Raw genomic sequence first — 23,823 nt, 5'->3', positions numbered from 1 at the left:
ACTAATACAGCGCTTAATGCTAGGGAAAAGGAGTCTGCCACAACCCCCTCAGGACTATTACAGCCATTAGCGCATAAGCTTTCAGCCACTGAGATGGCGGAGTTAGCTTACTTAATAAAGAGCTGGGCGTTTGAATTAGGGTTTTCTCAGCTTGGGATCACCGATACCGATTTAAAAAGCGAAGAGAGCAAGTTACAACAATGGCTCGATAATGGTTATCACGGGGAAATGGGCTATATGGCCAGCCACGGCATGATGCGCGCTCGCCCCCATGAGCTTCACCCTGGTACCGTTCGCGTACTCAGCACCAGAATGGACTATTTACCGCCACAAGCGGGCTTTGCCACTAATTTATCAGACCCAAACTTAGGTTATATTTCTCGTTATGCAGGCGGCAGAGATTACCATAAACTGATTCGTAAACAGCTTAAAAAACTCGGTGATAAAATCGTGTCACACTGCCATAACTTAGGGCTTGATGGCATTGATTTCAGACCGTTTGTGGACTCTGCCCCAATCCTTGAACGGCCATTAGCGGAAAAAGCAGGTCTTGGCTGGACAGGTAAACATTCATTATTACTAAACCCTGAGGCTGGCAGTTGGTTCTTTTTAGGCGAAGTGTTAATTAACTTACCTTTGCCTGTAGATATTCCTATCCACCAAAGCTGTAATAGCTGCGTAGCCTGCATAAAATCATGCCCGACTAATGCCATATTAGACAACAATGTGGTCGATGGTCGCCGCTGTATCTCTTACCTCACCATTGAACTACAAGGCGCAATACCCGAAGAGTTTCGCCAAGCCATTGGCAATCGCATTTATGGTTGTGATGATTGCCAATTAGTGTGCCCTGTTAACAGTAAAGCGCCGCTAACTCAGCAAACTGATTTTCATATTCGTAAACAACTGATCCAACCTGATTTACTAAGCTTGTTTGCTTGGACTGAAAAGCAATTTCTATCACTTACAGAAGGCAGCCCTATACGTCGAATTGGCCATAAAAGCTGGTTAAGAAACATTGCGATTGCCTTAGGTAACGCGCCGTTTAATCAGCAAATTATTGATGCGCTTAACCTACGCAGATGTAGCGATGAAGTCGATGAAATGGTCATAGAACATATTGATTGGGCACTAGCGCAACAAGCACTTAAACAGCAAGATTTAACCCCTGACGATAAAACAAAAACGGCGCCTAAAAGTCATTTAAGCCGTAAAACCTTGCGAGTGATCCGCAGTGTTGAAAAAGGCTTACCTAGAGACGCTTAAACCTTTTACTTATTGTCATCTTTCAGACACCACGTCTTCAATGAGGTGATTTCTGATCTAAAGTAAAACCGACTTTAATAGTGACTTGCCAGTGAGCAATTAAACCTTCTTCTAGGTGACCTCTGGTCTCAACAACCTGAAACCAACGTAAATGTTTAAGCGATTCATTAGCTGCTGCAATTGCATTTTTTATCGCATCATCAGAGCTGATAGGTGACGATCCTGTTAACTCAATAATTTTATAAGTGTGGCTCATTTATGACTCCAGTCATTTTAAACTCAATCAACATAGAAATTAAATAAAGCAATACCAGTCAGAGTATAGATAAGCCTAGCAAAACTGCGTAGTCGCAGATTAAAAACCTCAAAAAGCCCTCTCTCAATGACCTTTAAACTAGTGATCACTTATTAAAGTCACTTTTTATAAAATCAAAAGCTGTAATTTTCACGTCAAAACAATCACAAAAGTTAACAATGAGACTACATTTTCGTAAATAAATTACATAGGCGTCTGGACGTCTAGAAGTTTGTTGTGATAGTCTTGATACAAGCAACCGAATTGATTTCACCCGTAAGTTGAGCAAAATTCATGTGAGGATTATATGATAGAGCTGAGACACCTTCGAACTCTGATGGCACTTAAAGAAAGTGGTAGCCTTGCTGGTGCTGCGAAAAAACGCTTCGTAACTCAATCAGCGCTATCTCATCAAATAAAAGAATTAGAAACACGCATTAATTCATCTATTTTTATTCGAAAGAGCAAACCATTATCTTTTACTCAAGAAGGCACTCGACTACTTAATTTGGCGGAGGAAATTCTCCCTAAAGTGATGGTGACAGAATCAGATCTGAAAAAAGGCCTTGATGGAGAGGCGCAATCTTTAAAATTGGGCATTGAATGCCATAGCTGCTTTCGCTGGTTAATGCCGGTGACCGAGGCCTTTAAACAAATCGCACCAGATGGCCGTATTGATTTATCTAGCCGTCATTTATTTGATTCATTAAATGCCTTAGCGCTTGGTGAGTTGGATATTGTACTCACTTCAGATCCAGTACCAGGGCATGCACTTGCCTATCAACATTTGTTTGATTTTGAAGTGAAGTTAGTCGTTTCAAATGAGCATCCTCTAGCAAAACAGCCATTCATTAAACCTGAGCAGCTCGCCAAGCAAACACTGATCACTTACCCTGTTCCATTGCAGCGCCTTGATATTTATAAGCACTTTTTAGAACCTGCTGGTGTTGAGGTGGGTGAACAAAAGCAATGTGACTTAACAGCGATGCTGCTTCAACGTATTGCTTGTAATGATGGCGTAGCGGCGCTGCCAAGCTGGTCAATTAATGAAGGCCATGGACTTAACTTAAGTTCTGTAAAACTTGGCAGCGAAGGCTTAAAAAGGCCGTTATTTGCAGCCTACCGCCTTAATACATCCAATACCCATTTAATTCAAAAATGGCTAACCTTAGTGGCTGCTGAAGGGCTAAAGTTACAAAGATTAAGTCAAAAGCACCAATCGCTCTTAGAATGTGCATAAACAAGTTGTGAAAAATCCATAAAAAATGCCACGATTAAGGTGGCATTTTTTATGTCATGGGATTAAATCAACTCGCTATACTAGCTTCATTAATTAGATTCATTAATTGGGTTTATCAATACATTACGTTTGCTCAGCACAGCTCTAAGCACTAAGCCTGCAGAGTTTACATTGCTCGTTTGGTTAATATTATGGGCCACCATAAATTCATTGCGTAACTCATCATCTAACCCAAGAGCCTCAAATGCTTCTATAGATAAACTTTGCTGCTGGGTATCAATGAGCTTTTTTATCACCTGTAATGCTATGGGCTTTTCTGAGGCGGCATTTAAAAATGCAAACGCACTTAAGGTAATCACTTGACCAAATACACTAAATAGCGCCAAGGTTTGCAGTTCATCTGCATCAATATCTATAGCTTGTTTATTGTCTTCAAGCTCACGTAAATAATGCACTGCATCGGTAGCGATATTTTCAGTAAGCGCCCAATAGCCCTTAACTAATTTACAATATGGTTCAGGTAATTCATCTAAGCGTTCTTTTAGATAAAATGAGAAGCTATAGCGGTAAATATTGACTTGGCCTAAACGGATAAGCGCATCTTTTATACTGCGATTTTTTGTCGCGATTACGCCACCAGCTTGAGCGGTATTACTGCGCCAAAGTAAATGAGCGGCAAGCGCGGGATCGCTGGCAATGATATCGATAATAATGCGGATATCTGCTTCATTAATTAAGGCCTTTTTTAAAGGGATCAAAATACCACGGCGCCCAATGACTTGTTCTTCGTTGCCAATAATAGCTTTTACTTGAGTGAGTACCTGCTGCTCAAGGTAGGTCATAAAGCGATGCTTCCCTGTATAATTCTTCGTTCTCGATTAACGAATTTATCCATAGAAACCCTACAAAGGTCAAGTGATTAATGCTGATTAAGACAAAAAGCCGACAAGTGCTTTGTCGGCTTTAGTATCTTCAGTGTAATTAGCTAGATAACAAGTTATTATCGTCTAAAAATCAGACGCTTCGCTTATTATCTGTTAGTTCATTACAAAGGGATTTTAAAAACGATAACCTAAGCTTAAGCGAATTGAGCGACCATTACCCGAGTAATAACCGCTGCCGCCCCATTCCTCAGGAACATAATAGCCAGCACTGACATATTGCTTATCTAACAAGTTGTCAGCACGTAAACTGGCACTCCACTCATTACGGGTATAGTTAATGGCTAAGTTAGCTAATACATAACTGGATAACTTAGGGTCAACATTGGCATTATCACCTTCAATAAAGCGCTCGCCAGTATAAATACCTTCAGCAAAAACCTGCCACTGTTGGGCAATATCATAACTCACATACGCACGGGCATTATGCTCCGCAACCCAAGAAAGCGCCTTGCCTTCGTTCTCGCCTTCGGTAAATTCAGCATCAATGTAATCATATGATGCGCCCAGCAACCAATCTGCAGCGATTTGCACATCATAAGCGGCATTAACGCCAAAACGAGTTGAAGCATCAGCATTAACGTTAGCACCGCCGCCCTGTGGACCATCAGTGCGCCCTGCGTCATATACAATTTCATCTTCCAAATCTAAACGGTAAAGGTTTAATTTGAAGGTTTGTGTTGTAGTGGTCCAGTCCCAACCTGCTTCATATGAACGGCCGGTTTGTGGATCAAGACCAAGGGTGGTAATTGGGGTATAGGCTTGCTCATCCACTTTGGCAAAACGGAAATTATCATTGGCGCGAATATAAAAACGATGCGCAAGGCTTGGACGATAATTTAACCCTAACTCAAATACATGGGCATCATTATCAAGCTCAACACCATTTGCGTATGATAATTGATCTGTTAAGTCATCTGTCACTTCACTGTAACGCCCACCAACTACATAGGATAATGACTGCGTTAATGGCACTGAGGCTTGCACATAAGCACTGGTCACTTTCTGTTCATTATTACGTTGAATGTAAGCAGTATCAAAATCGGCCTCACCGATACTTAAATCAATCCCAGCAACAATGTCTAAATCGCCATTATCTAACTGATAATTTGCCGTGGCTTTGGGGGAAAAGCTCAATAAGCTACGCTCAATACGCCCTGCACTGCCCCAAAGGAAGTTGGTGGTTAACGTATCTGAATAAGTTAAATCAGCGACTAATGCCCACTCTTTAGTTAGTTGATATTCATAACCACTGCGCAGTGCGGTAGTCATTTCATGGACATAATCATCATCGGTAAAAGGTGCGGCCTGAGTTGGATCTTGCAGATACTGCTCCAGTGTTAGCGCACCAGGGGCCTGGCGATCATTATCGAAGTAGCTGGCTTCAACAAAGAAATTTTGTAAATCAGTTTGATATTGCAAACGGCCTAGAATTGAGCCGGTTTCACTGTCGTTATTATCGCGATAGTTATCACTTTGATTGTAACTGCCGGCCAAGTAATAATGCCAAGCGTCATTAATTTTGCCTGAAATATCCCCTTTAGCTTCATAAGTATCAAAGCTGCCAGCACTTAATTGCAGTCCGCCGCCGTCTTTATTAGGCGCTTTAGTGATGATGTTAATCACCCCGCCAACAGCTTGATCGCCATAAAGTACCCCAGCACTACCTGATAATATTTCCACCCGCTCAACTTGATTTAACGGCACTGCATTAATGCTAGGAGCCGCAATATCAATATTGTTTAAGCGGCGACCATCAATCAAAATTAAGGTATTGCTGGCGGCTTGAGACGCTGAAAAACCGCGCATGGCAAAAGTCGTACCTGAGTTGTTATCAGACACTTGAATACCCGCTTGAGAACGTAATAACTCCGTTAAGCTCACCGCACCACTAAGCTGAATATCAGCTTGGTCGATCACATTTACATTCGCTGCAATATTAAGAGGATTTGCATCTTGACGACCAATAACCACAATTTTTTCAACCTCTGCATTGGCAGAATTGTCTGTTGTGGTGTCAGCGTAAACAACTGAGGTTGTTGAAGCAGCTAGACCAAATACTAGGCTTAATGCTGATGCGATTTTTGTTAGATTTGTACCCATTTACCTTTAACTCCTGAAAGGAAAAATGGGGCATATTTGTCGCAGCGCATCGTACTCGTAAATTTATCTGTTAGCGATAAGCCATGATTATTTACAAGCAACGAGCTACATTTCGAGATCTGCCCACCGAAATCTCAAAATCATCTATAGGGCCGGTCTCCGGACTTAGGTTAAAGTAGCAAAGCTACTGACGAACATGAATTTTTAACGTTAAATAGCAGCTTAAATTTCACAGCTACAAGCTTTATCGCACTCAGTCCTCACCATTACCGTTGCGGGGGCAGTACTAGATTTTCACTAGTTTCCCGATTATCCCGTGTCATACACAGGCACCACTATAAATTGACGATAAATTATATAAATTTTTGATTGCTACGACTTAAAGCAGCCATATAACAAGCTGATATAGTATAACGTGCTTATGGGGATTTTTGATATAACGAAAATGAATCAATCATATTATTCAACTTATTGAAAAATAGTCTGAATAATATGATTACTCATTAATAGCTCGCTTACTGATAAGCGGATTGTTGATAAACCAATTATTGATAAAAAGAAAATTTCTAGAATCGTAACTGCTTAAAATTCGACATAAATTGACGATGATTGGTCGATTTTAATGGCGCTGAGTTTTTATTAAAAACATCGCCGCGCATAGACTTATGCATAAAGTACAAGTCTTCAACGCCTTTAATTACGGCGTAATAACCTATTTCACCTTGCTGTTTAACTGAGCCACCTTGCTGTAAAAAGTTAGCCATAACGGTACAGCCGATAATGCCGTGATACGCTTCTTGACCACCCATCTGGGTTTTTCCAAGTTGCTCATAAACCACCTCACCTTGGCAGCTGTCTTGGTAGGTGCTAGCAAAATTATTTAAAAATCGCTCAGGCTCGATATTTTCTGCCAAGCCCTCAAAGCCTTGAATACAGAATAAATCAGACCAATTATTTAAACTTTCCCCAGCAGGAACAAACTCAGCTTTATACATATTCCCTTTGCTAGAATTAAATGCCATATTCCAGCCAATAGGCAGCTCAAAAGACACACTTTTGGAAAATATTGATAACTCTCTTTTTGCAGCGTTAGTTGCATCTGCTGATTGATTGGTGGTGCTATTGAGGTAAGACTGTGACTCTTTGGCCATTACTTTATTTCCAGGGCCTAATAACAACAGCCCTGAAAATATTATTGTCGTAAAGCAAGCTTTCATACCTAATTCGTCCTTGGTATTGGTGCTGAAAGGTGAAGTTTGGTTTATTCAAAAATAAATACGGCAAACCTTGTCACCAAGTTGTTGCATTACTGTAATGTTTTAACGCTTAATCTTCAACAACATCTGCGCTATCGGCAGCATCTATTTGCTTAGCATCATCTGATAATGCATCTGCTTCATCGGTTAATGCTTCTGCAGCAATTGCATCTGCAATTGATTTAGCCTTAAGTTGTTTTTCTGTTTTACGTTTATTGCGTTCAGCTTGCGTGGTTAAAAAAGCGGGAAGCTCTTGCTTACCCCAAGCTTCAGCCTCGGCTTCTGATGCAAATCCGTCATGACTTTTAGACACAATAGTCTTAGTTGCAGTCATACGACGAGTGATTTCAGTTTTCCAAGTTGTACCAACTTGTTTTACTCTAAAATCATATTTTTTTGCTTTAGTCATTTTGGGCTTTTTCCTACAAATTTATCGCCACGCATCGCGCGTGATAATGGTTATTGAGTAATAAGATGACATCACCTGATTACTTTACTAATTGATTTGATCCAACGATCATCATTTCACATTTTAGGCAATCGAAAACCAGCTTTAAGCGGTCTTTGCCAATATCGAGCACCATTGGGTCAGCTTTAATGCCTTCAACTTCTTTAGGGCATAAATTAAAGCTGTAACGTAAGCAATGCTTAGTCACCATTAATGGTGCATCGGTTAATAGTTTGTTTTTCTCGTAAGTGTCTTCAATTTGAACCACACCGTGTTGCTCATAAAATTCACGAGACTTATCGTTTGCAACATTAGATAAAAAACTTAAATACTTTTGCGGGAAACGCGCTGACTTATCATGCTCAGCTCGCTGTGGTCGCTGGTAGCCTTTTACTCTGGCGTCATCAAAGGCGGCAATGGCATCTCGCCTTAAACCATTAATCACTGACGCTGGTAAAAACCAACGATTAGCACATTCAATCGTTAACTGCTGTAACTGATAGTCACTGTTACCCAGTTTGCCGAGCTGCGTTCGCAGGCTTGCATCTGCTTTAGCGTAATCTTTCGCCGGCTCTTTTGCCCACTCAAGCTCTACTGTAACGCTATGGGCATGCTTGTCACTGATGGTCAGTGAAATGCCTTGCGGCGTATCAGCCAATACCATATCAACCGCAATGTTACGGCTAGCAGAGTCTTTTGATAGCAAAGCATCAAATTGATGATCGAAGTTTCTAAATAACTCCACACCGACTTTTAAGTCTTTCGACACATCGGTCAGATATAAAGTATTACCATCAGCGCGGTTAACCCTTAAGCCTTTGGTTTTGTTATCAGATAAACGCTGCTTTTGATAACCATCAATAAAGAAGCACAAGCCATCACCGTTATTAAACTCAACGGCTTTACCCGCTTTACTGCTATCGACTTTAATAAAATCGCGGCCAACACTGGTGATAACCCCCACTTTTTCACCAATGTACTTTGGCGAGCTAAAATGCTCAATTTGCTCAGTACGTTGATTAATAAAGTAATCTGTCTTACCGCGGTTAAAGCTTTTTTCAGGATCTGGCGTAAAAGTAAATTCGCTTCGACCATGAGACATTGACTCAAGATCGCTGCGGCGATCAATAATCGCATCTAACTGCTGGCGATAATGGGCGGTGACGTTTTTAAGATAACTAATATCTTTTAAACGGCCTTCCACTTTAAATGATGTTACGCCTGCATCAATTAATGCTTCTAAATTCTCAGTTTGGTTGTTGTCTTTTAATGACAACAAATGCTGATTTTCAGCTAACACTTCACCATCACGGGTGGATAAATCGCAAGGCAAACGGCACATTTGTGAACATTCACCACGGTTAGCACTGCGATTAGAAAACGCATGACTGATATTACATAAGCCGCTATAACTGACGCACAATGCGCCATGAACAAAGTACTCAAGCTTAAGTTGCGTACTGGCTGCAATTTCTTTAATTTGCGGTAAATTCAGCTCACGGGCTAATACCACCTGTGAAAAACCGACCTGTTCTAAAAACACTGCTTTTTCTGGGGTGCGATTATCCATTTGGGTACTCGCGTGCAGTGCAATTGGCGGTAAATCTAACTGCAACAAGCCCATATCTTGAATAATTAATGCATCCACACCTGCTTCGTATAATTCCCAAATAAGTGCCTGCGCTTTGGCAATTTCGTCATCCATTAAAATGGTATTTAACGCTACAAACACTTGAGCATGATAACGATGAGCAAACTCTGCCAGTCTGGCAATGTCTTCCACACTATTACCGGCATTATGGCGTGCACCAAATGCAGGTCCGCCAATATATACAGCATCAGCACCATGACGAATAGCTTCAATGCCGTAATCAGCATTTTTAGCGGGTGCCAGTAGTTCAAGCTGCTTTTTCTCTTGCGACTTGCTCGCTAGAGATTGAGAACCTAGAGATTGAGTATCTATAGGCTTATCAGTGGTTTGTTGTGGGGAAAATATCTCAACAGAGCTCATAATGGGCAGTATCTTTTCAGGGTAATAATAAAAAATGCATCAAGAAGGTGAATTAAACACGGACAATAACCACGTGTCAGGCACTCTCTTGACGCACTGTTGAGCTGCTAGTTTAGCAAAAAATAACCAATATCGATGCTTTTACTTAAACAAATGCTGAATATTCTTAAAATCTGTTTTACCTTCAGCGATTTCTTGCGGGTTTAAACCTGACACTTCATGAGGAAAAACAAGCCATTCTTCAGACTCATGGATAAAATAATCCGGCTTTAAATCAACTGCGGTATTTTTTGGTTTGTAATAAGGACAAGCCACTCGAATATCTGTCGGGATATTTTTGCGCATAAATTTTTGCAATTTATCAATTAATGCATCAACACTGCGGCCAGAATCAAATACATCATCCACAATTAATAGCCCATCATCAGCATTGGCATTTTCAATGATGTAATGTAGGCCATGAACTTTGATTTTCTTGCTTTGCTTATCAGTGCCAATACCGTAATAAGATGACGTTCTTACTGCGATATGATCGGTTTCAACATTCTTAAAATCATAAAATTCTTGCACTGCAATACCGATTGGAGCACCGCCACGCCAAATCCCGACAATAAATTGCGGTCTGAATCCGCTATCGTACACTTGTGCTGCTAATTTGAATGAGTCTTCAAGCAACTGCTGTGCGCTAATATAATGTTTCTCTGTCATTGGATAAGGCCCCTATTATTTTATTGCGGCGGATTTTATACCAATTATAGGTAACTTGTCTGTGAGGAAGAGAAATATTTATCAAATAAGCCTCAAGCCGCACAATGACGACTTGGTATAAAATCACCAAAATAGAATAAGTCTCAACTACCACTCATCAAAGTGCCAGTGTAAATAGTCACAATTAAGCGGGCTATAGTGACAAAAGTGACAATAGTGACGACAGTGAGCAATTTCGGCAAGTTTGTGAAGCTTGGCAAATTCTGCTTACTGAGTCGTTATAAAAGCTAGTTTAAATTGCAGTGCTTTTTACTAAAAAGCACTAGGCCATCACAGTTTTAACACTGACACTGCTAACGGATTCAGTCATAATCGCAGCTAACTTTATGGCAATTAAGCAAGTGCTTAAGTTGCTTGAGTTATTTAAGTTGCGTAAGCTTAATTATCTCTCGCGATATATCGCCAACATCACCCCACTTTGTCGAGGCATACATGGTAAAGATTAAACATATTGCATTCACGCTGGCTGTTGCTGCATTCACATTAACCCTAACGGGCTGTGGCAAACCTGCTGATACAACGGTTACAACTGCAGAAAAAACTGCTGTTGAAACGGCTGTAGAAACTGTTGAAAAAACTGCTGTAACTCCATCTAAATTTGTTGAAGGTGTACATTACACTCAAATTTCTGATGCACCAGCATCAACTGAACCTAAGATTTCTGAATTTTTCTCTTTCTACTGCCATAACTGTTACAACATGGAAACCCAGTACCTGCCAGAAATTAAAGGTAACTTGAATAAAGAAATTAACTTTGAAACCAAGCACGTTGACTTTATGAACAGTGATATTGGTACTGAAGTCATGCGCGCTTTAGCCGTTATTCATGAAGTGGGTAATGCGGATGTATTAAATAAAGCCATGTTCCAAGCGATTCAAGGCGAAGGCGGACACCACGACCACAGTGCTCCAGGTCATAGCCATGACGAGCCAGAAATCAACAATCGTGACGATATCAAACAAGTGTTTGCAGCTCACGGTATCGATAGCGCCGCTTATGACAAGATTGCTGACAGCGAAGCTACAGATAAGAAATTGTCTCAATGGCGCCAACAGCAAATCATGTACCGCGTTCAAAGCGTACCGACTTTCATCGTTAACGATAAATATGCTATCAACATGAATGAAATGCGTACTCTTGACGATCTAATTGACGTGATGAATTACCTAGCGTTAGAAAAGAAATAAGCTAGAAAAGTATCATTTCTAAGTATGATATTTAGCGTATTAAAAAGCCCAATCATGATAATCATGCTTGGGCTTTTTATTATCTTTAATAAATTATGGCATTTATACAGTCTTAAGAGTTTCTGACCATATCAATAATATGGAACATGGCAAACACGATATGTACCATCAAGAAACCCACAAAGCCTTGGGCAAAAAGAATGTGGTATTTACGCCACATTAACGCATCACTGCTACCTTGAGTGATAAACCATGCGATGCCGGTAATGCTCACTAGCGCGATTAAAATTAGCCCAATACCTTCCACAACACTGAAAATACCTTTGCCACCAGAACTCGGTAATTTGCCCTGCTTTAACTGCTTAATTTCATCTACACATTGGGAAAAGTCTAATCTTAACCACGGAAAGAACTGACGCCAGTGGCCATTTAACAGATTCTTCAGCATAAATAACAAACCAAATATAGCTGCCACTAAGCCTAGATACACATGCAAACTGTCCCAAATACTGGCATTAGCTCTTAATTGCCGACCGATTAGGATCCATGGGCTAGTTACCACCAAAAATACGCTTAGGGTTATCACAATAACATGCAGCTTTTCGGCAATAGCACTAACAAAAGCAGATGACTTTTGACTCATGAATTTACATTCCTTTTGTAATGATAAGCACTTAACTTATTCTCAGTCTTAAGCTCGTCAAGCACTATGAATTTGGTCTACATAGGCATCGACTTTTTCCCAGTCGGTGTACTCAACTTGGGTATTAGGATCCGTAGGCCCTTTGGTCATCCACATGATAAAACGAATAATATTACGATCCATTGGACCGTAGCCTTGATAATCTAAATTACCACCAAACACTTCCAGCACTTTAGGTTGCCAGTCACTTTGCTTTAAAAAAGCTTGCATATACATATTGGTGTCTGGGGTATTTTTACCCGGTTTCCTAGCCACTAAACTCACAGAGAAAAAACCATTGGGTTTACTATCAAGGACTGCTTTATTGTCGGCAGCAAATTGATAGAGTTCTGGGCGGTGCTTACCATGGCGGATACTGGCACCAATAAATACTTTATCAAATGCACTGATATCAGGCTTATCTTGCAGCGCTGCTAAGGTGACTGTGTTGCCTTTAGCGATGAGCTTTTGCTGCATGTAATCGCAAATCTTACGGGTTTGACCGTGAACCGTTGAATAAATAATTAAAATGCTACTCACGTTAACCTCAATTTTAAAAAGTGTTATCTGTCATTAACTTCATCTTAATTGAAATGCCGCAACAATTACATGGATCAGATCACGACAAATTAGTCGCAACACCCATTAATAATCAAGACTTTTGGCTGGCTCACAAAATGCGGGATAAAGTCTAAGCTTCACTCACTTATGTTTTTTAATTTGTAAAAAATACAAATCGAAGTTAGCTTCAATTAGCACTACGACGCCTATTCAAACTGACCACCTAAAGCACGCATATCGCTAAAGCCCAAGCGATAGCTTCCTAATAGAGAGCATTTTACACTTAGCGCTAAACGGCAAATTATGTAACTATGTGGCTAAGATTGAGAGACAAGGAAAAGTGACCTTAATGCCCGCAGTTTCAGACAAAAATCCGCAGCAATTATTATTGTGGATGACCTTCATCATGTCGATGGTGTTTGCCGTATGGCAAGCCTTACTCAATAATTTTGTTATCGAGAAAGCGGCATTTACTGGGGCTGAAATTGGCATGCTGCAAAGTTTGCGTGAAGTACCCGGCTTTTTAGCCTTTACCGCTATATTTGTATTACTGCTAATTAGAGAGCAAACCTTCGCGCTATTGTCACTGGCGGTGTTGGCTATTGGCATTGCCATTACTGGCTTTTTTCCTAGTGTATTAGGGCTTTATATCACCACGGTGTTAATGTCGATTGGCTTTCATTATTTTGAAACTGTTAATCAATCATTAACGCTGCAATGGGTTGATAAAACTAAAACTGCTGAGTTTTTAGGTAAGGCATTAGCATGGCGCTCTGCAGCAGCTTTACTGGGTTATGGCAGTATTTGGCTGGTAATGACTTGGCTTAAACTCGATTATGTGTGGATGTATGCCATCATTGGCGGCTTAGGCTTAATTGCGGTTATCATGATGAGTCTGTATTACCCACATTTCCCTATTGCTGAGCCGCAGCACAAAAAGCTTATCTTTAGACAGCGTTACTGGCTTTACTACGCACTGACGTTTTTATCAGGCGCCAGAAGACAAATCTTTATGGTCTTTGCCGGTTTTATGATGGTGGAAAAGTTTGGCTATTCAGTCACCCAAATCACCTCACTGTTTTTAATCAATTACGTGGTTAATTTGCTATTTGCCCCAGCTATCGGCCGCTTTATTAGCCGCATAGGTGAACGTAACGCCTTAGTAATTGAGTACCTTGGATTAATTATTGTTTTTGCTAGCTACGCCGTAGTTGAACATGCCACCATAGCTGCTGCGCTGTATGTTTTTGACCATCTATTATTTGCTATGGCTATCGCCATGAAAACCTACTTTCAAAAAATTGCCGATCCTAAAGATATTGCCGCTAGTATGTCGGTAAGCTTTACCATTAATCATATTGCCGCAGTGATTATTCCGGCACTGTTAGGCATATTATGGTTAAGCTCGCCTCAATGGGTATTTATGATTGGAGTCGGCTTTGCTATATGCTCGTTAATATTGGCATTAAACATCCCGACATCTCCTGCTGCTGGCAATGAAACTAATTGGCGTTTTGTAACAAAAACATCAAAACTCAAAACACCATAAAACAATAAGAATAAACTATAAGAATAAACAATAAGAATAAAACAATGGCAAACATTCAACCGCAAATCGCTGAAGCCCAAGTCTCCACTAAGGCCTCAACTAAGGCCTCAACTAAAGCTTCGACTAAGCCGCTAAACTCAGCACAGGCAAACGACAACGGCGCTAAGGTTTCAGCAAGTAAAAAAGCGCTTTTGCTGGGTAAAGTACTGGGATTAGCCAGTGAAGAAGATTATCGCCCTTCCAGTGCATCCATTGCTGAGCGAGCTGAGTTTCGACTACGAAAACTACACTCTCAGCATCAGCTTAATCTGGAAACCATCTTTAAATTGGCTCTCACTTATACGCCTACAGATGTGACAGGAGAAGATTTAGACCCTGATTGGAGTTACCAGTTTTTTCAAATGGCTGAGCAAATTAATAGCCGCAGAATGCAAGATTTATGGGCACGCATTTTAGCCAGTGAAATAGTTAAACCGGGTAATTTTAGCCTAAGAACATTGGCAACCCTTAAACAACTGACCCAAAGAGAAGCCCATATTCTTGAAAAAGCCTTGGGAATGTCAGTAAAACTTAATCACGAAAGCCGTTATAAACTGCTCAGTGGCTACCGTATACATGGCGGTATCAAACAATATTTTAGAAAATCGACTCTGATGAATTTCGGGCTATCGAAATATGGTTTGCCCTATTCGAGTATATTGACCTTAATTGATGCGGGAATACTTCACAGCAGTGAATTTGAAACTGGCACCTTAGACAAAGGCGTTAAAATTCAATTAAATATGATAGACAACAAAATAGCTATTGAGCCTAATAGCAATAACTTACTATTCAGTTATTACCGTTTTACCCCCATTGGAGATGAACTCAGCCAATTGGTTCATCCTAAGGTTGATAGTGCTTTTGTAAAGGATTTAACCGCACTACTTAGCAGAGACTTTAAGGTAGAAAGTTAATAGCAGCTATATAGATGCGAGACTATTTAAAGTCTTTAGTTGAGGCGACTGTGGCTTGAACATCCGCTTGCGTCTCACCATGCTCATAAAGAGAAGAATGCTGAGCTTTATGCATCGAAAATAAAAATTGTCTGAGGGTTTCTCTTGAGTCTTCTCCGACAATAATTGTTGCTGCAATAACGCCATTGTCTGAGCGAACTTTTTTATATTCAATATCAAAACTAATTTCATGGGTAAGCACCAAGGTGCCACGCCTAGGTTTGCTTGACTCGATAATCTGCGGTGCATCTAAAGTGACGCCAGTGCTTGAAAGCGACAACACATCAATGGCTAAATTTGTATCAAAATCAATAATTCTGACATTATCTAACTCTTTCATGCGCCAGCTTCTATCTGCACCTCGGGTATCCACGACTTCAGGGATCCCCAGTTGAGACACAAATTGGCCCAGTTCATCCATTTTTAAAGAGAAAGGAAACCATAAACGGTAGTGACCAATTTCAGCTAGTAACGTCATCTGAGTTTTCCCTAACAGGCTGGCTAAAGCCTCGGGCATTTCAGTGGTCACAGCAACGGAATCAGTATCACTTTTACTAACAATAGGAGACTGCTTGGCAAAAAGTTCACTGAAACAGGCTAACTCTTCTTTGGTTAATGTTGAAGTCATTGTCAATCCTCCCTGATGTTTATACTTTAAGATAGCCTAAAAACATTAACACGCAAGCTACATTTATTCAAACATGTAGAAATGTTCAGTTTTAATAAAAACCAATAAAATTATAGGCTTTCAACATTTATCCTATACCTAGAAAGAGTTAGCCACCTACTTGAAACCAGCTCGTGATTCAACGACTTTCGAATCAATTATCTCAAGCATACTCAAGTCATCCACCCACTGTGAGTAAATCTAGCGCCAGCTATTTAGCGCCATATCATTTTCAAAATAATCTTGGGAAAAATAAATAAACCACAATTAGGTTGCACGCAATATAATTGTGGTTTATTGTCACTCCCAGTTAAGTTGCGCACAACCTAAATTCAAGTGTGCGTATCAAGATAATGATTTTAATTATGTAATTTGGAGTAATAATGGACATCATTTATTCAGCATCAGCAAAAACTACCGGCGGTCGTGATGGACGCTCAGTATCTTCAGACAACAAACTTTCTGTTGAGTTAAGCACGCCAAAAGAATTAGGTGGCGCAGGCGGAGAAGGAACCAACCCTGAACAACTTTTTGCTGCTGGTTATTCAGCCTGTTTTATTGGCGCGATGAAATTTGTTGCGGCCCAAGATAAGAAAATACTCAGTGCTGATTTGTCAGTAGAAGCAACCGTGGGCATTGGCGCAAATACCCAAGGCGCTGGGTTTGCCATTGAGGTGGCACTTCGCATTGATTTACCAGCAATGGATAAAGTAGCAGCGCAAGCCTTAATCGAAAAAGCTCATCAAGTTTGCCCTTATTCCAATGCAACTCGCGGTAACATTCGCGTTGAGCTGTCACTGGTTTAAGCATAAACAGCTGTTGAGACTATTGCTCTAAACACTGATCAAAAAGCCCCCAAATTACTCATTTATAGCGTAATTAGGGGCTTTTTGTTTAAATGATTTAGAACTTTTCGAGTAAATTTTCAGAGAAGTCCGCTGTCGTTATTTCAAGGTTTAAATCGGCAAGTTTTGATTCGATAGCACTGATATCAGCTTGAAGTGTGGCCAGTGTCAGGGTGTTATTGTCTAACTCAAACACTTGCTTTTGAGTCGTCAAATAAAACAATAAAACCGTTAACGCATCTGGATCATTGTCCCTAGCGGCCAGTTTGATTTTAGCCAGTTTGCGATAAATTCGATTATGCAGTTGTTTTAACTTCCATACCCAGTAAATCTCTTTTAGGTATTCATGCTTCTTATAAAAGTTCATTACTAAGCTGCAGGTGAGTACCGCGAGGATAACGCCTAACAAGTTTAGGTGAAAGTGCCCAGTAGATTCACCACTGGCCACCGTTTTATTACCAAAAAATTCAATTAGCACGGTACCAAAACCGAGGGATAATAGGGTTAAACTCGCCACTAATGACACTAGAACCACATTCAAACGTTGACGATATCGCGCCTTATCAACCTTCATTAACTGCATGCAACAACCTTAAAAAAATATGATGACTTATTTTACACTGAATAAGATCGCAAAGTAGCCATTGCTAAGGCTATTTTAATTAGGGAGTAAACCTTTGTCGTGTTAGTAGCAAAACTTCAGCCTTAGTTTTTAATGTGCACGCGTCAACAGCCTATAGCCAATATTTTCAGATTTAACTTAACCACTTAGTAAAATGCTACCTAGATGATTTTATGATAAAAAACTTTCATCTTGGTTTATTTTGACTAGGCTTAACATTAGTAGTTATTTTAACCAATTAGAAAAAATTAAAAACAACCAGCTCAGTTGATAAGTCTTAAAAGACACATAAAAGCCAAAAGATGAATTATAGATGCCTATTGCTGTTGCCTGTCATCAGCTTGAAAGAAATTATTGTCATAGTGCTTCTAAGTATATCGTTGCAGAAAGGGATTTATAGATGGATATCAAGGGGAGCTTAGAGTGTAACCAGTTAATTAAACGCTATATTGCCACCAGAGCCGCCACAACCGAAATATGCGCCCCGTTAGAAATAGAAGATCTGTGTATTCAGCCCTGCGCCGACGTCAGTCCACCTAAATGGCATTTGGGACATACTACTTGGTTTTTTGAAGAGCTAATATTACGCCAGTTTGTTGCAGGTTATCAGCGCTTTGATGAGCATTTTAGCTTAATTTTTAACTCTTACTATAAATCAGCAGGCCTGCATTGGACCCAAAAAGATCGCGGTAACTTGTCTAGGCCTACGGTAGCGCAAATAGCCCAATACCGTCAGCAAATTGATGAGCTAATTCTAAGCTTACTCAATGCTGGGATATCAGAAGAAATTGCTACCATTATTGAAATTGGTATTCATCATGAGCAGCAGCATCAAGAGCTTCTGTATATGGACATTAAGTATATTCTGCATTGCAATCCCAGCAGTCCTCGCTACAGCAAAACACCGTTAATGAGCGCACAAGCGGTCACTGGCTCATGGCACACTTATACTCAGCAACTGGTGGAAATTGGTCATTGTGGCGAAGGCTACGCATTTGATAATGAATCACCGCCTCATAAAACTTACCTGACAGATTTCTCAATCTCTGACACTCTTATCACTAATGGTGAGTATTTAGCGTTTATTGAGTCAGCAGGCTATCAAACGCCAAAATACTGGTTAAGCATGGGCTGGGATTGGCTTAACGAGAACGGTATTACATCGCCTTTGTATTGGCGAAATCTCGATGGAAAATGGTTTGAATACACCCTTCATGGCCTAACACCTTTAGACTTAAGTGCCCCTGTGGTTCATGTCAGTTATTTTGAGGCCAACGCCTTTGCCAATTGGCGCCAATGCCGCTTACCCACAGAGCAAGAGCTAGAGCATTATTTACGCAGTAGCGACAATCAAGCCTTAATCTCAGCCCAAGGCCTGCCACCAGCAAGTTATCATCAACCTCAGTTACACCCCATCAATGCAGGTGATACTTCAGGTCAAGTCTGGTGTTGGAGCCAAAGCCATTATTCAGCCTACCCCGGCTATAAGCCCTTTGAAGGCAAGTTAGAAGAATACAATGGCAAGTTTATGTGTAATCAGTTTGTGCTTAGAGGCGGCTGTATTGCCACACCGCCACATCACTATCGACATAGTTATAGAAATTTTTATCAACCACACCAGCAATGGATGTTTTCAGGGATCAGATTAGCAAAGGATATCGTGTGAAGATTTCTAAAATTGATTATAAAAGTGACAATATTGACGCAATAAATAAAGAGCAATTTGCGATTGATGTATTAACTGGCCTTAGCGCTAGCCGAAAAACCTTACAAGCTAAATACTTCTACGACGATACTGGCAGTAAGATTTTTCAGCAAATTACCCAACATGAAGATTACTACCCCACTCGCACTGAGTTTGAAATTTTAAACACCATCAAACATGAACTGGCGGAGCTTATAGGTGAACAGGAAATTGATATTATCGAACTCGGAGCAGGCGACGGTCATAAAAGCCAATTAATCATTGATGGGTTCGTGGATCACAACTGTAAAGTCAATTACTACCCCATCGACATTTCAGAAGAAGCCATGCTGATGTTAGAAGACAACATTTGCGATCACCCTAATGTTGAATGTCACGGCATAGTAGCGGAATACTTTGAAGGCTTAAGGCTGGTGAGAGAAAAATCGACCAACAAACAACTGGTATTGTTTTTAGGCTCCAATATTGGCAATTTTGATCGAGTTCAAAACCAAGGCTTTTTACGTCGTTTGTGGATGAGCATGAATGCTGGCGACTATGCACTGGTGGGTTTTGACCTAAAAAAAGATGTCGATATACTGACCCGAGCTTATAACGACTCCAGTGGACTCACCAAAGACTTTAACCTGAATTTATTAACGCGGATCAACAAAGAGCTTGGGGCTAACTTTGTAGTGGATAATTTTCAGCACTTTGGCATTTACAGCCCCCTTCTGGGCGCTATGGAAAGCTACGTCATCGCCTCAAAGCCACAAAATGTCTATATTTCGGCGCTAAAAAGACAATTTCATTTCGACGCCTTTGAACCGATTCATTTAGAGTACTCCTTTAAGTTTCTCAAAAGTGATATTGACTTTATTAGCCAACATACCGGTTTTGAGGTCATTAAACACTTTTCAGATCCGCGCGACTATTTCATTGATTCATTGTGGCAAGTTAACAAGTAACCACCCTATTTTAATACTATGACGTCATCTTGCGATAACAACCGCGGCAAACTAGGCTTTGGCAGTGGCGATTTAATACCTTGCATGAAAGAGACTTAAAACCATTCAAACTCAGGAGCGAACAATGCCCCAAGATCTTCAAGCCAATAAACACAATGCTATCGCATTTTACCGCAGCGCTTATTTAGGCGCCCCTGTTAAGGCCATTGAAAAATATGTTGGCGCAGAATACATTCAGCACAATCCGATTGTGGCAGATGGTAAACAGGCTTTCATCGATTACTTCATTGAGATGGCTGAATATAAAGGAAAAACAATTGAGTTTGTCAGGGCCATAGCAGAAGATGATTTAGTGGCGCTGCATACCCATCAAGTGTGGCCTGGTAACGATCAGTATGTCACCATGGATTTCTTTCGATTTGATGACCAAGGCAAGATAGTCGAACATTGGGACTCTATTCAACAAATACCCGCTGAATCAAAACATAGTAATACAATGTATTAAGCCGTCATTAGGCGTAAATTAAGCTATTTCTTGCTTATCTATAGAAGTCTTTCAAAACCAGTAAATCATTAACGTGATAGCTTAACCATCAAACCTAAATCGACTAATAATTGCTAATAATCTTATGAAACTTGAAGAAATTTACCGACAAGACCTTAGTTTACTTATCGCCTTACAAATCTTAGTCGAAGAGTGCAGTGTTACAAAAGCAGCAAAACGGCTGCACTTGAGTCAATCTGCCACCAGTCGAATCTTAAGTCGCTTGCGGGAAATGCTCAACGACCCTCTCTTTTCACGGGTCGGCCAACAATTAGTACCAACCCAATATGCTCTAGATTGCTATCAACAGCTGCAAGGCCCTACAGGTCAATTACTACAACTGCTTACCCCCAGTGAATTTATTGCCAAAGAATGCCAACAAAAATTCACCATAGCTACCACTGACTTTGCCGCACAAGGTCTGCTGCCACTGGTGTTACCTAAGCTCTATCAACTAGCACCCAATATTGGCATTGAGGTCATTCCGGTGCAGCATCAATACCTTCAATCGCAACTAAGTTTACAAGGCGCTGACATGGCAATTTGCCGCGCCATAGATCAAACAGAGCAATTACAACAAACAAGGTTAGGTTTAGTGGGCGTTAGCTGTTTAGTTTCTAATAACCACCCTGTTGCAGATAAAGCCCTATCTCTAGAAGATTACCTACACTTTCCCCACGCTACCATTGCCATTAGTGATGGTGTTAAAGCCATTGTCGACTCATCTATCGCGCAATTCCCACAACGTAAAGAGTTATTAAGGGCGCCAAACTTAGACAGTGCACTGGCACTGCTTGAGCTGCATCCATTAATTATTACCTTGCCAGAGGGTATGGCTGAAATCGCCGCAGCCAAACACGGTTTAATTGTAAAGCCACTGCCGTTTGCAATAGCGCCACTAAACTACAATTTATTTTGGCATGCACGCTGTGAATTAGATAAAGGTCAGCGCTGGCTAAGGGATAAAATAGTCGACTTAATTAAGCCTTTGCTTATCAGTAACAGGCAATAATGAGCACTAAAAAAAGACACAAAAAAGCGGCTATTAAAGCCGCTTTACGATCTTTTAAATAAATGCTTGAGCTAAAAAATTAATCTTTAATGAATAGCTTCAAGCTAATAAATTATTGGCAATTAACTAATACCCGCCCCGTCACCTTACCTTTAACAATCTGCTGTGCAAATTCTGGTACTTGTTCAAGAGCAACAGTTTGACAGGCTTGCTGGTAAAAACTCTCTGGCAACAAGGCAATAACTTGCTCCCATGCCTTCACGCGTTTTTCAAACGGGCAAGCAACAGAGTCAACACCCAACAAGTTAACTCCACGTAAAATAAACGGCATCACTGTGGTTGGTAAGGCAAAGCCACCTGCTAAACCACAAATAGCGGCACTACCACCATAATTGATTTGGGTTAACGCGGTAGCCAACACTTGATTACCGACGGTATCAACCACCCCAGCCCAGCGCTGTTTATCTAAAGGGCGACCCGCTTGTTCAAACTCGCTGCGGTCGATAACATCACTAGCGCCAAGCTGTTTAAGTAGCTCACCATTAGACTCAACACGGCCAGAGCTTGCCACTACACGATAGCCAAGTTGGGCTAACAATGTCACAGCAACAGAGCCAACACCGCCACTGGCACCCGTTACTAGCACTTCACCTTGCTCAGGTGTAACACCAGCCTGCTGTAATGCTTGCACACACAACATCGCAGTTAACCCTGCAGTGCCAACCATCATAGCTTTAGCAGCATCAGCATTTTGAGGTATAGGTACTAACCAATCAGCTTTAACACGAGCCTTCTGGGCCATACCGCCCCAATGGTTTTCACCAACGCCCCAACCCGTTAGGATTACCTCATCACCAGCTTTATAACGCGGATCTGCAGATTCACTTACCACACCCGCAAAATCAATCCCTGGTACCATTGGGAAATTACGAATAATTTTGCCTAACCCAGTGACCGCTAGACCATCTTTGTAATTTAGCGATGAATAACTTACATCAACTAACACTTCACCTTCAGGAAGATCAGCAACAGATAATTGGCGAACCTCAGCTTGGGTCTGCTTATCATTTTGGGTTAATACAAGTGCGTTAAACATGGTGGCGCTCCTTACATTTTAGATAAAATTATCATAGTGTAAAAACCACCATGAATATACTGCATACTTTGCATGCCACACATGCAACGTAATCATACACAGTAACGTTTCAGTCAGTCACTTGCATGTTAATTATTCAAACCAATTTAGACAAAAAAACATCAATGAGTATAGGCACAATTGGCCATAAGCGAGGAGACAAAGGGATAAATATAAGCAATACAGATTTTGAAACGGATTTGGCTATATCTAAAAAATTAAAAGCCAGAAAAGACAAAGGCCTAGCATTTCTGCTAGACCTTCTAAATTTGGCAGGGGTAGCAAGACTCGAACTCGCAACCATCGGTTTTGGAGACCGCTGTTCTACCAATTGGAACTATACCCCTGTTGACGGAATGCATTATGCTAAAACCACTGCGAAAGGTAAAGCATTATTTATCACAAACGTACTGACTGTGGGTTTTTCAGCCAAATTAAGCAATTTATAATCTACTTTGCTATTTTGGCAATGCGAAGCTCACTTACATACGGTATTTACATGATGTCGGATCATATACTCTACTTAAACAGTTACGTAACTGAGCTTAAGGAGACTTACAAATGACTTGCTTGAGTACAAGCAGCACAATTACCAATCGCAACGAATAGTCGCTTATAAACACTTACAAGTGGTATGAACTGCATTTAGAGCTATTGCCCTTCACCAGTTTAGAACTAAAGTCTTTAATAGGTCATAACGGCTTAGGTGAAACGGCTTTAGATATCGTTAAAACCTAACGCTTCGAGTTTGAGAAACCAGCTAAGAGTTTACGATTTAGCATAAGTGAGAGGAAATATAACAATTTACAACAGTAGTAACATCAACAAAGTTGAACAATAAACACTCAAATTAATGATTTTAAAATACTTCATAGTTATTTAATTAATCTAAAAAGTAAAAATATCATCATTGCTGACATCTGGAATAAATGCTTAATATTAAAACTAAATATCATCATAGAATGATGCTATTTATTCGACGCAACGAAAAAAGCCTCATCTTTCGATGAGGCTTTCGTCTTTATGTTGGCGGAGCGGACGGG

At 40.5% G+C, this 23,823-nt stretch carries 22 protein-coding genes, 1 tRNA gene and 1 riboswitch; of the genes, 10 read left to right on the top strand and 13 right to left on the bottom strand.

All coding sequences use genetic code 11. The annotated features are described in order from the left end of the window. The first annotated feature begins 93 nt into the window (after positions 1–93). The gene (gene queG, locus AB4140_RS01870; RefSeq protein WP_371999670.1) at positions 94–1,266 is read left to right on the top strand and encodes a tRNA epoxyqueuosine(34) reductase QueG; all 1,173 of its coding nucleotides are present in this window, start codon (positions 94–96) and stop codon (positions 1,264–1,266) included. 37 nt (positions 1,267–1,303) lie between these two features. Here queG and AB4140_RS01865 read toward each other — a convergent pair whose 3' ends face one another. Further along, positions 1,304–1,522, bottom strand: coding sequence for a dodecin (locus AB4140_RS01865; protein ID WP_076541563.1), 219 nt, complete (start codon positions 1,520–1,522; stop codon positions 1,304–1,306). A 346-nt stretch (positions 1,523–1,868) separates the two neighbouring features. On the opposite strand from AB4140_RS01865, the gene AB4140_RS01860 reads away from it, so the two are divergent. Beyond that, entirely contained in the window at positions 1,869–2,801 is a 933-nt protein-coding gene (locus AB4140_RS01860; RefSeq protein ID WP_102440462.1) for a LysR family transcriptional regulator, read from the top strand. Positions 2,802–2,890: 89 nt separating this feature from the next. Here the strand turns inward: AB4140_RS01860 and AB4140_RS01855 are convergent, their stop codons facing one another. From AB4140_RS01855 to AB4140_RS01830, 6 genes are all read right to left on the bottom strand, one after another. Further along, positions 2,891–3,643, bottom strand: coding sequence for an HDOD domain-containing protein (locus AB4140_RS01855; protein ID WP_102476285.1), 753 nt, complete (start codon positions 3,641–3,643; stop codon positions 2,891–2,893). Positions 3,644–3,859: 216 nt separating this feature from the next. Next, on the bottom strand, positions 3,860–5,845 hold the full coding sequence (locus tag AB4140_RS01850; protein WP_371999563.1) for a TonB-dependent receptor: 1,986 nt from the start codon (positions 5,843–5,845) through the stop codon (positions 3,860–3,862). Between the two features lie 132 nt (positions 5,846–5,977). Beyond that, a riboswitch (cobalamin riboswitch) is annotated at positions 5,978–6,197 on the bottom strand. Positions 6,198–6,411: 214 nt separating this feature from the next. Next, positions 6,412–7,062 (bottom strand): hypothetical protein, encoded by a 651-nt coding sequence (locus AB4140_RS01845; RefSeq protein ID WP_102440459.1) that lies wholly within the window; start codon positions 7,060–7,062, stop codon positions 6,412–6,414. Between the two features lie 109 nt (positions 7,063–7,171). Beyond that, entirely contained in the window at positions 7,172–7,510 is a 339-nt protein-coding gene (locus AB4140_RS01840) for a DUF3622 domain-containing protein (RefSeq protein ID WP_102440458.1), read from the bottom strand. Positions 7,511–7,589: 79 nt separating this feature from the next. Then, on the bottom strand, positions 7,590–9,560 hold the full coding sequence (locus AB4140_RS01835) for a U32 family peptidase (protein ID WP_371999561.1): 1,971 nt from the start codon (positions 9,558–9,560) through the stop codon (positions 7,590–7,592). Positions 9,561–9,701: 141 nt separating this feature from the next. Beyond that, positions 9,702–10,268, bottom strand: a complete 567-nt coding sequence (locus AB4140_RS01830; RefSeq protein WP_076541549.1) for a phosphoribosyltransferase — start codon at positions 10,266–10,268, stop codon at positions 9,702–9,704. 492 nt (positions 10,269–10,760) lie between these two features. Here AB4140_RS01830 and AB4140_RS01825 point away from each other — a divergent pair, with 492 nt between their 5' ends. Beyond that, positions 10,761–11,516: a DsbA family protein gene (locus tag AB4140_RS01825; RefSeq protein WP_371999559.1), complete on the top strand. Its 756-nt coding sequence runs from the start codon at positions 10,761–10,763 to the stop codon at positions 11,514–11,516. Between the two features lie 112 nt (positions 11,517–11,628). Here AB4140_RS01825 and AB4140_RS01820 read toward each other — a convergent pair whose 3' ends face one another. Together AB4140_RS01820 and hemG are read right to left on the bottom strand one after the other, a co-directional pair. Further along, positions 11,629–12,159, bottom strand: a complete 531-nt coding sequence (locus tag AB4140_RS01820; protein ID WP_371999557.1) for a cytochrome b/b6 domain-containing protein — start codon at positions 12,157–12,159, stop codon at positions 11,629–11,631. Between the two features lie 57 nt (positions 12,160–12,216). Then, positions 12,217–12,738, bottom strand: a complete 522-nt coding sequence (gene hemG, locus AB4140_RS01815) for a menaquinone-dependent protoporphyrinogen IX dehydrogenase (RefSeq protein ID WP_371999555.1) — start codon at positions 12,736–12,738, stop codon at positions 12,217–12,219. Positions 12,739–13,108: 370 nt separating this feature from the next. Between hemG and AB4140_RS01810 the strand changes: the two genes are divergently transcribed. Beyond that, on the top strand, positions 13,109–14,308 hold the full coding sequence (locus tag AB4140_RS01810; RefSeq protein ID WP_371999668.1) for an MFS transporter: 1,200 nt from the start codon (positions 13,109–13,111) through the stop codon (positions 14,306–14,308). A 44-nt stretch (positions 14,309–14,352) separates the two neighbouring features. After that, on the top strand, positions 14,353–15,264 hold the full coding sequence (locus AB4140_RS01805) for a TIGR03899 family protein (protein WP_303411673.1): 912 nt from the start codon (positions 14,353–14,355) through the stop codon (positions 15,262–15,264). 22 nt (positions 15,265–15,286) lie between these two features. On the opposite strand, the gene AB4140_RS01800 is transcribed toward AB4140_RS01805, so the two are convergent. After that, positions 15,287–15,931, bottom strand: a complete 645-nt coding sequence (locus AB4140_RS01800; protein WP_102436156.1) for a hypothetical protein — start codon at positions 15,929–15,931, stop codon at positions 15,287–15,289. 422 nt (positions 15,932–16,353) lie between these two features. Between AB4140_RS01800 and AB4140_RS01795 the strand changes: the two genes are divergently transcribed. Beyond that, positions 16,354–16,776, top strand: coding sequence for an organic hydroperoxide resistance protein (locus AB4140_RS01795; protein ID WP_102436154.1), 423 nt, complete (start codon positions 16,354–16,356; stop codon positions 16,774–16,776). 97 nt (positions 16,777–16,873) lie between these two features. On the opposite strand, the gene AB4140_RS01790 is transcribed toward AB4140_RS01795, so the two are convergent. Continuing rightward, complete coding sequence (locus tag AB4140_RS01790) at positions 16,874–17,398, bottom strand: DUF3087 domain-containing protein (RefSeq protein ID WP_371999553.1); 525 nt, start codon at positions 17,396–17,398, stop codon at positions 16,874–16,876. A 439-nt stretch (positions 17,399–17,837) separates the two neighbouring features. Between AB4140_RS01790 and egtB the strand changes: the two genes are divergently transcribed. The 4 genes from egtB to AB4140_RS01770 all read left to right on the top strand — a co-directional run bounded on the left by egtB (position 17,838) and on the right by AB4140_RS01770 (position 21,645). Continuing rightward, a complete protein-coding gene (gene egtB / locus AB4140_RS01785) occupies positions 17,838–19,103 on the top strand; it encodes an ergothioneine biosynthesis protein EgtB (protein ID WP_303411677.1) in 1,266 nt (421 codons plus the stop codon). Next, positions 19,100–20,089, top strand: a complete 990-nt coding sequence (locus AB4140_RS01780; protein WP_371999551.1) for an L-histidine N(alpha)-methyltransferase — start codon at positions 19,100–19,102, stop codon at positions 20,087–20,089. The genes egtB and AB4140_RS01780 overlap by 4 nt, the downstream gene beginning before the upstream one ends. Positions 20,090–20,213: 124 nt before the next feature. Further along, positions 20,214–20,594, top strand: coding sequence for a nuclear transport factor 2 family protein (locus AB4140_RS01775; RefSeq protein WP_371999549.1), 381 nt, complete (start codon positions 20,214–20,216; stop codon positions 20,592–20,594). A 124-nt stretch (positions 20,595–20,718) separates the two neighbouring features. Then, complete coding sequence (locus tag AB4140_RS01770) at positions 20,719–21,645, top strand: LysR family transcriptional regulator (RefSeq protein ID WP_102476273.1); 927 nt, start codon at positions 20,719–20,721, stop codon at positions 21,643–21,645. Between the two features lie 112 nt (positions 21,646–21,757). Here AB4140_RS01770 and AB4140_RS01765 read toward each other — a convergent pair whose 3' ends face one another. Together AB4140_RS01765 and AB4140_RS01760 are read right to left on the bottom strand one after the other, a co-directional pair. Then, positions 21,758–22,741 carry an MDR family oxidoreductase gene (locus tag AB4140_RS01765; RefSeq protein WP_371999547.1) on the bottom strand — a complete coding sequence of 328 codons (984 nt, stop codon included), beginning with the start codon at positions 22,739–22,741 and terminating at the stop codon, positions 21,758–21,760. Positions 22,742–23,050: 309 nt separating this feature from the next. Beyond that, positions 23,051–23,127: transfer RNA gene (locus AB4140_RS01760), tRNA-Trp, on the bottom strand. Positions 23,128–23,823 lie beyond the last annotated feature (696 nt).

The organism is Shewanella sp. 10N.286.51.B2 (assembly GCF_041469265.1).
Classification (GTDB): Bacteria; Pseudomonadota; Gammaproteobacteria; order Enterobacterales; family Shewanellaceae; genus Shewanella.
This window is presented reverse-complemented; position numbering and strand designations above follow the sequence as displayed.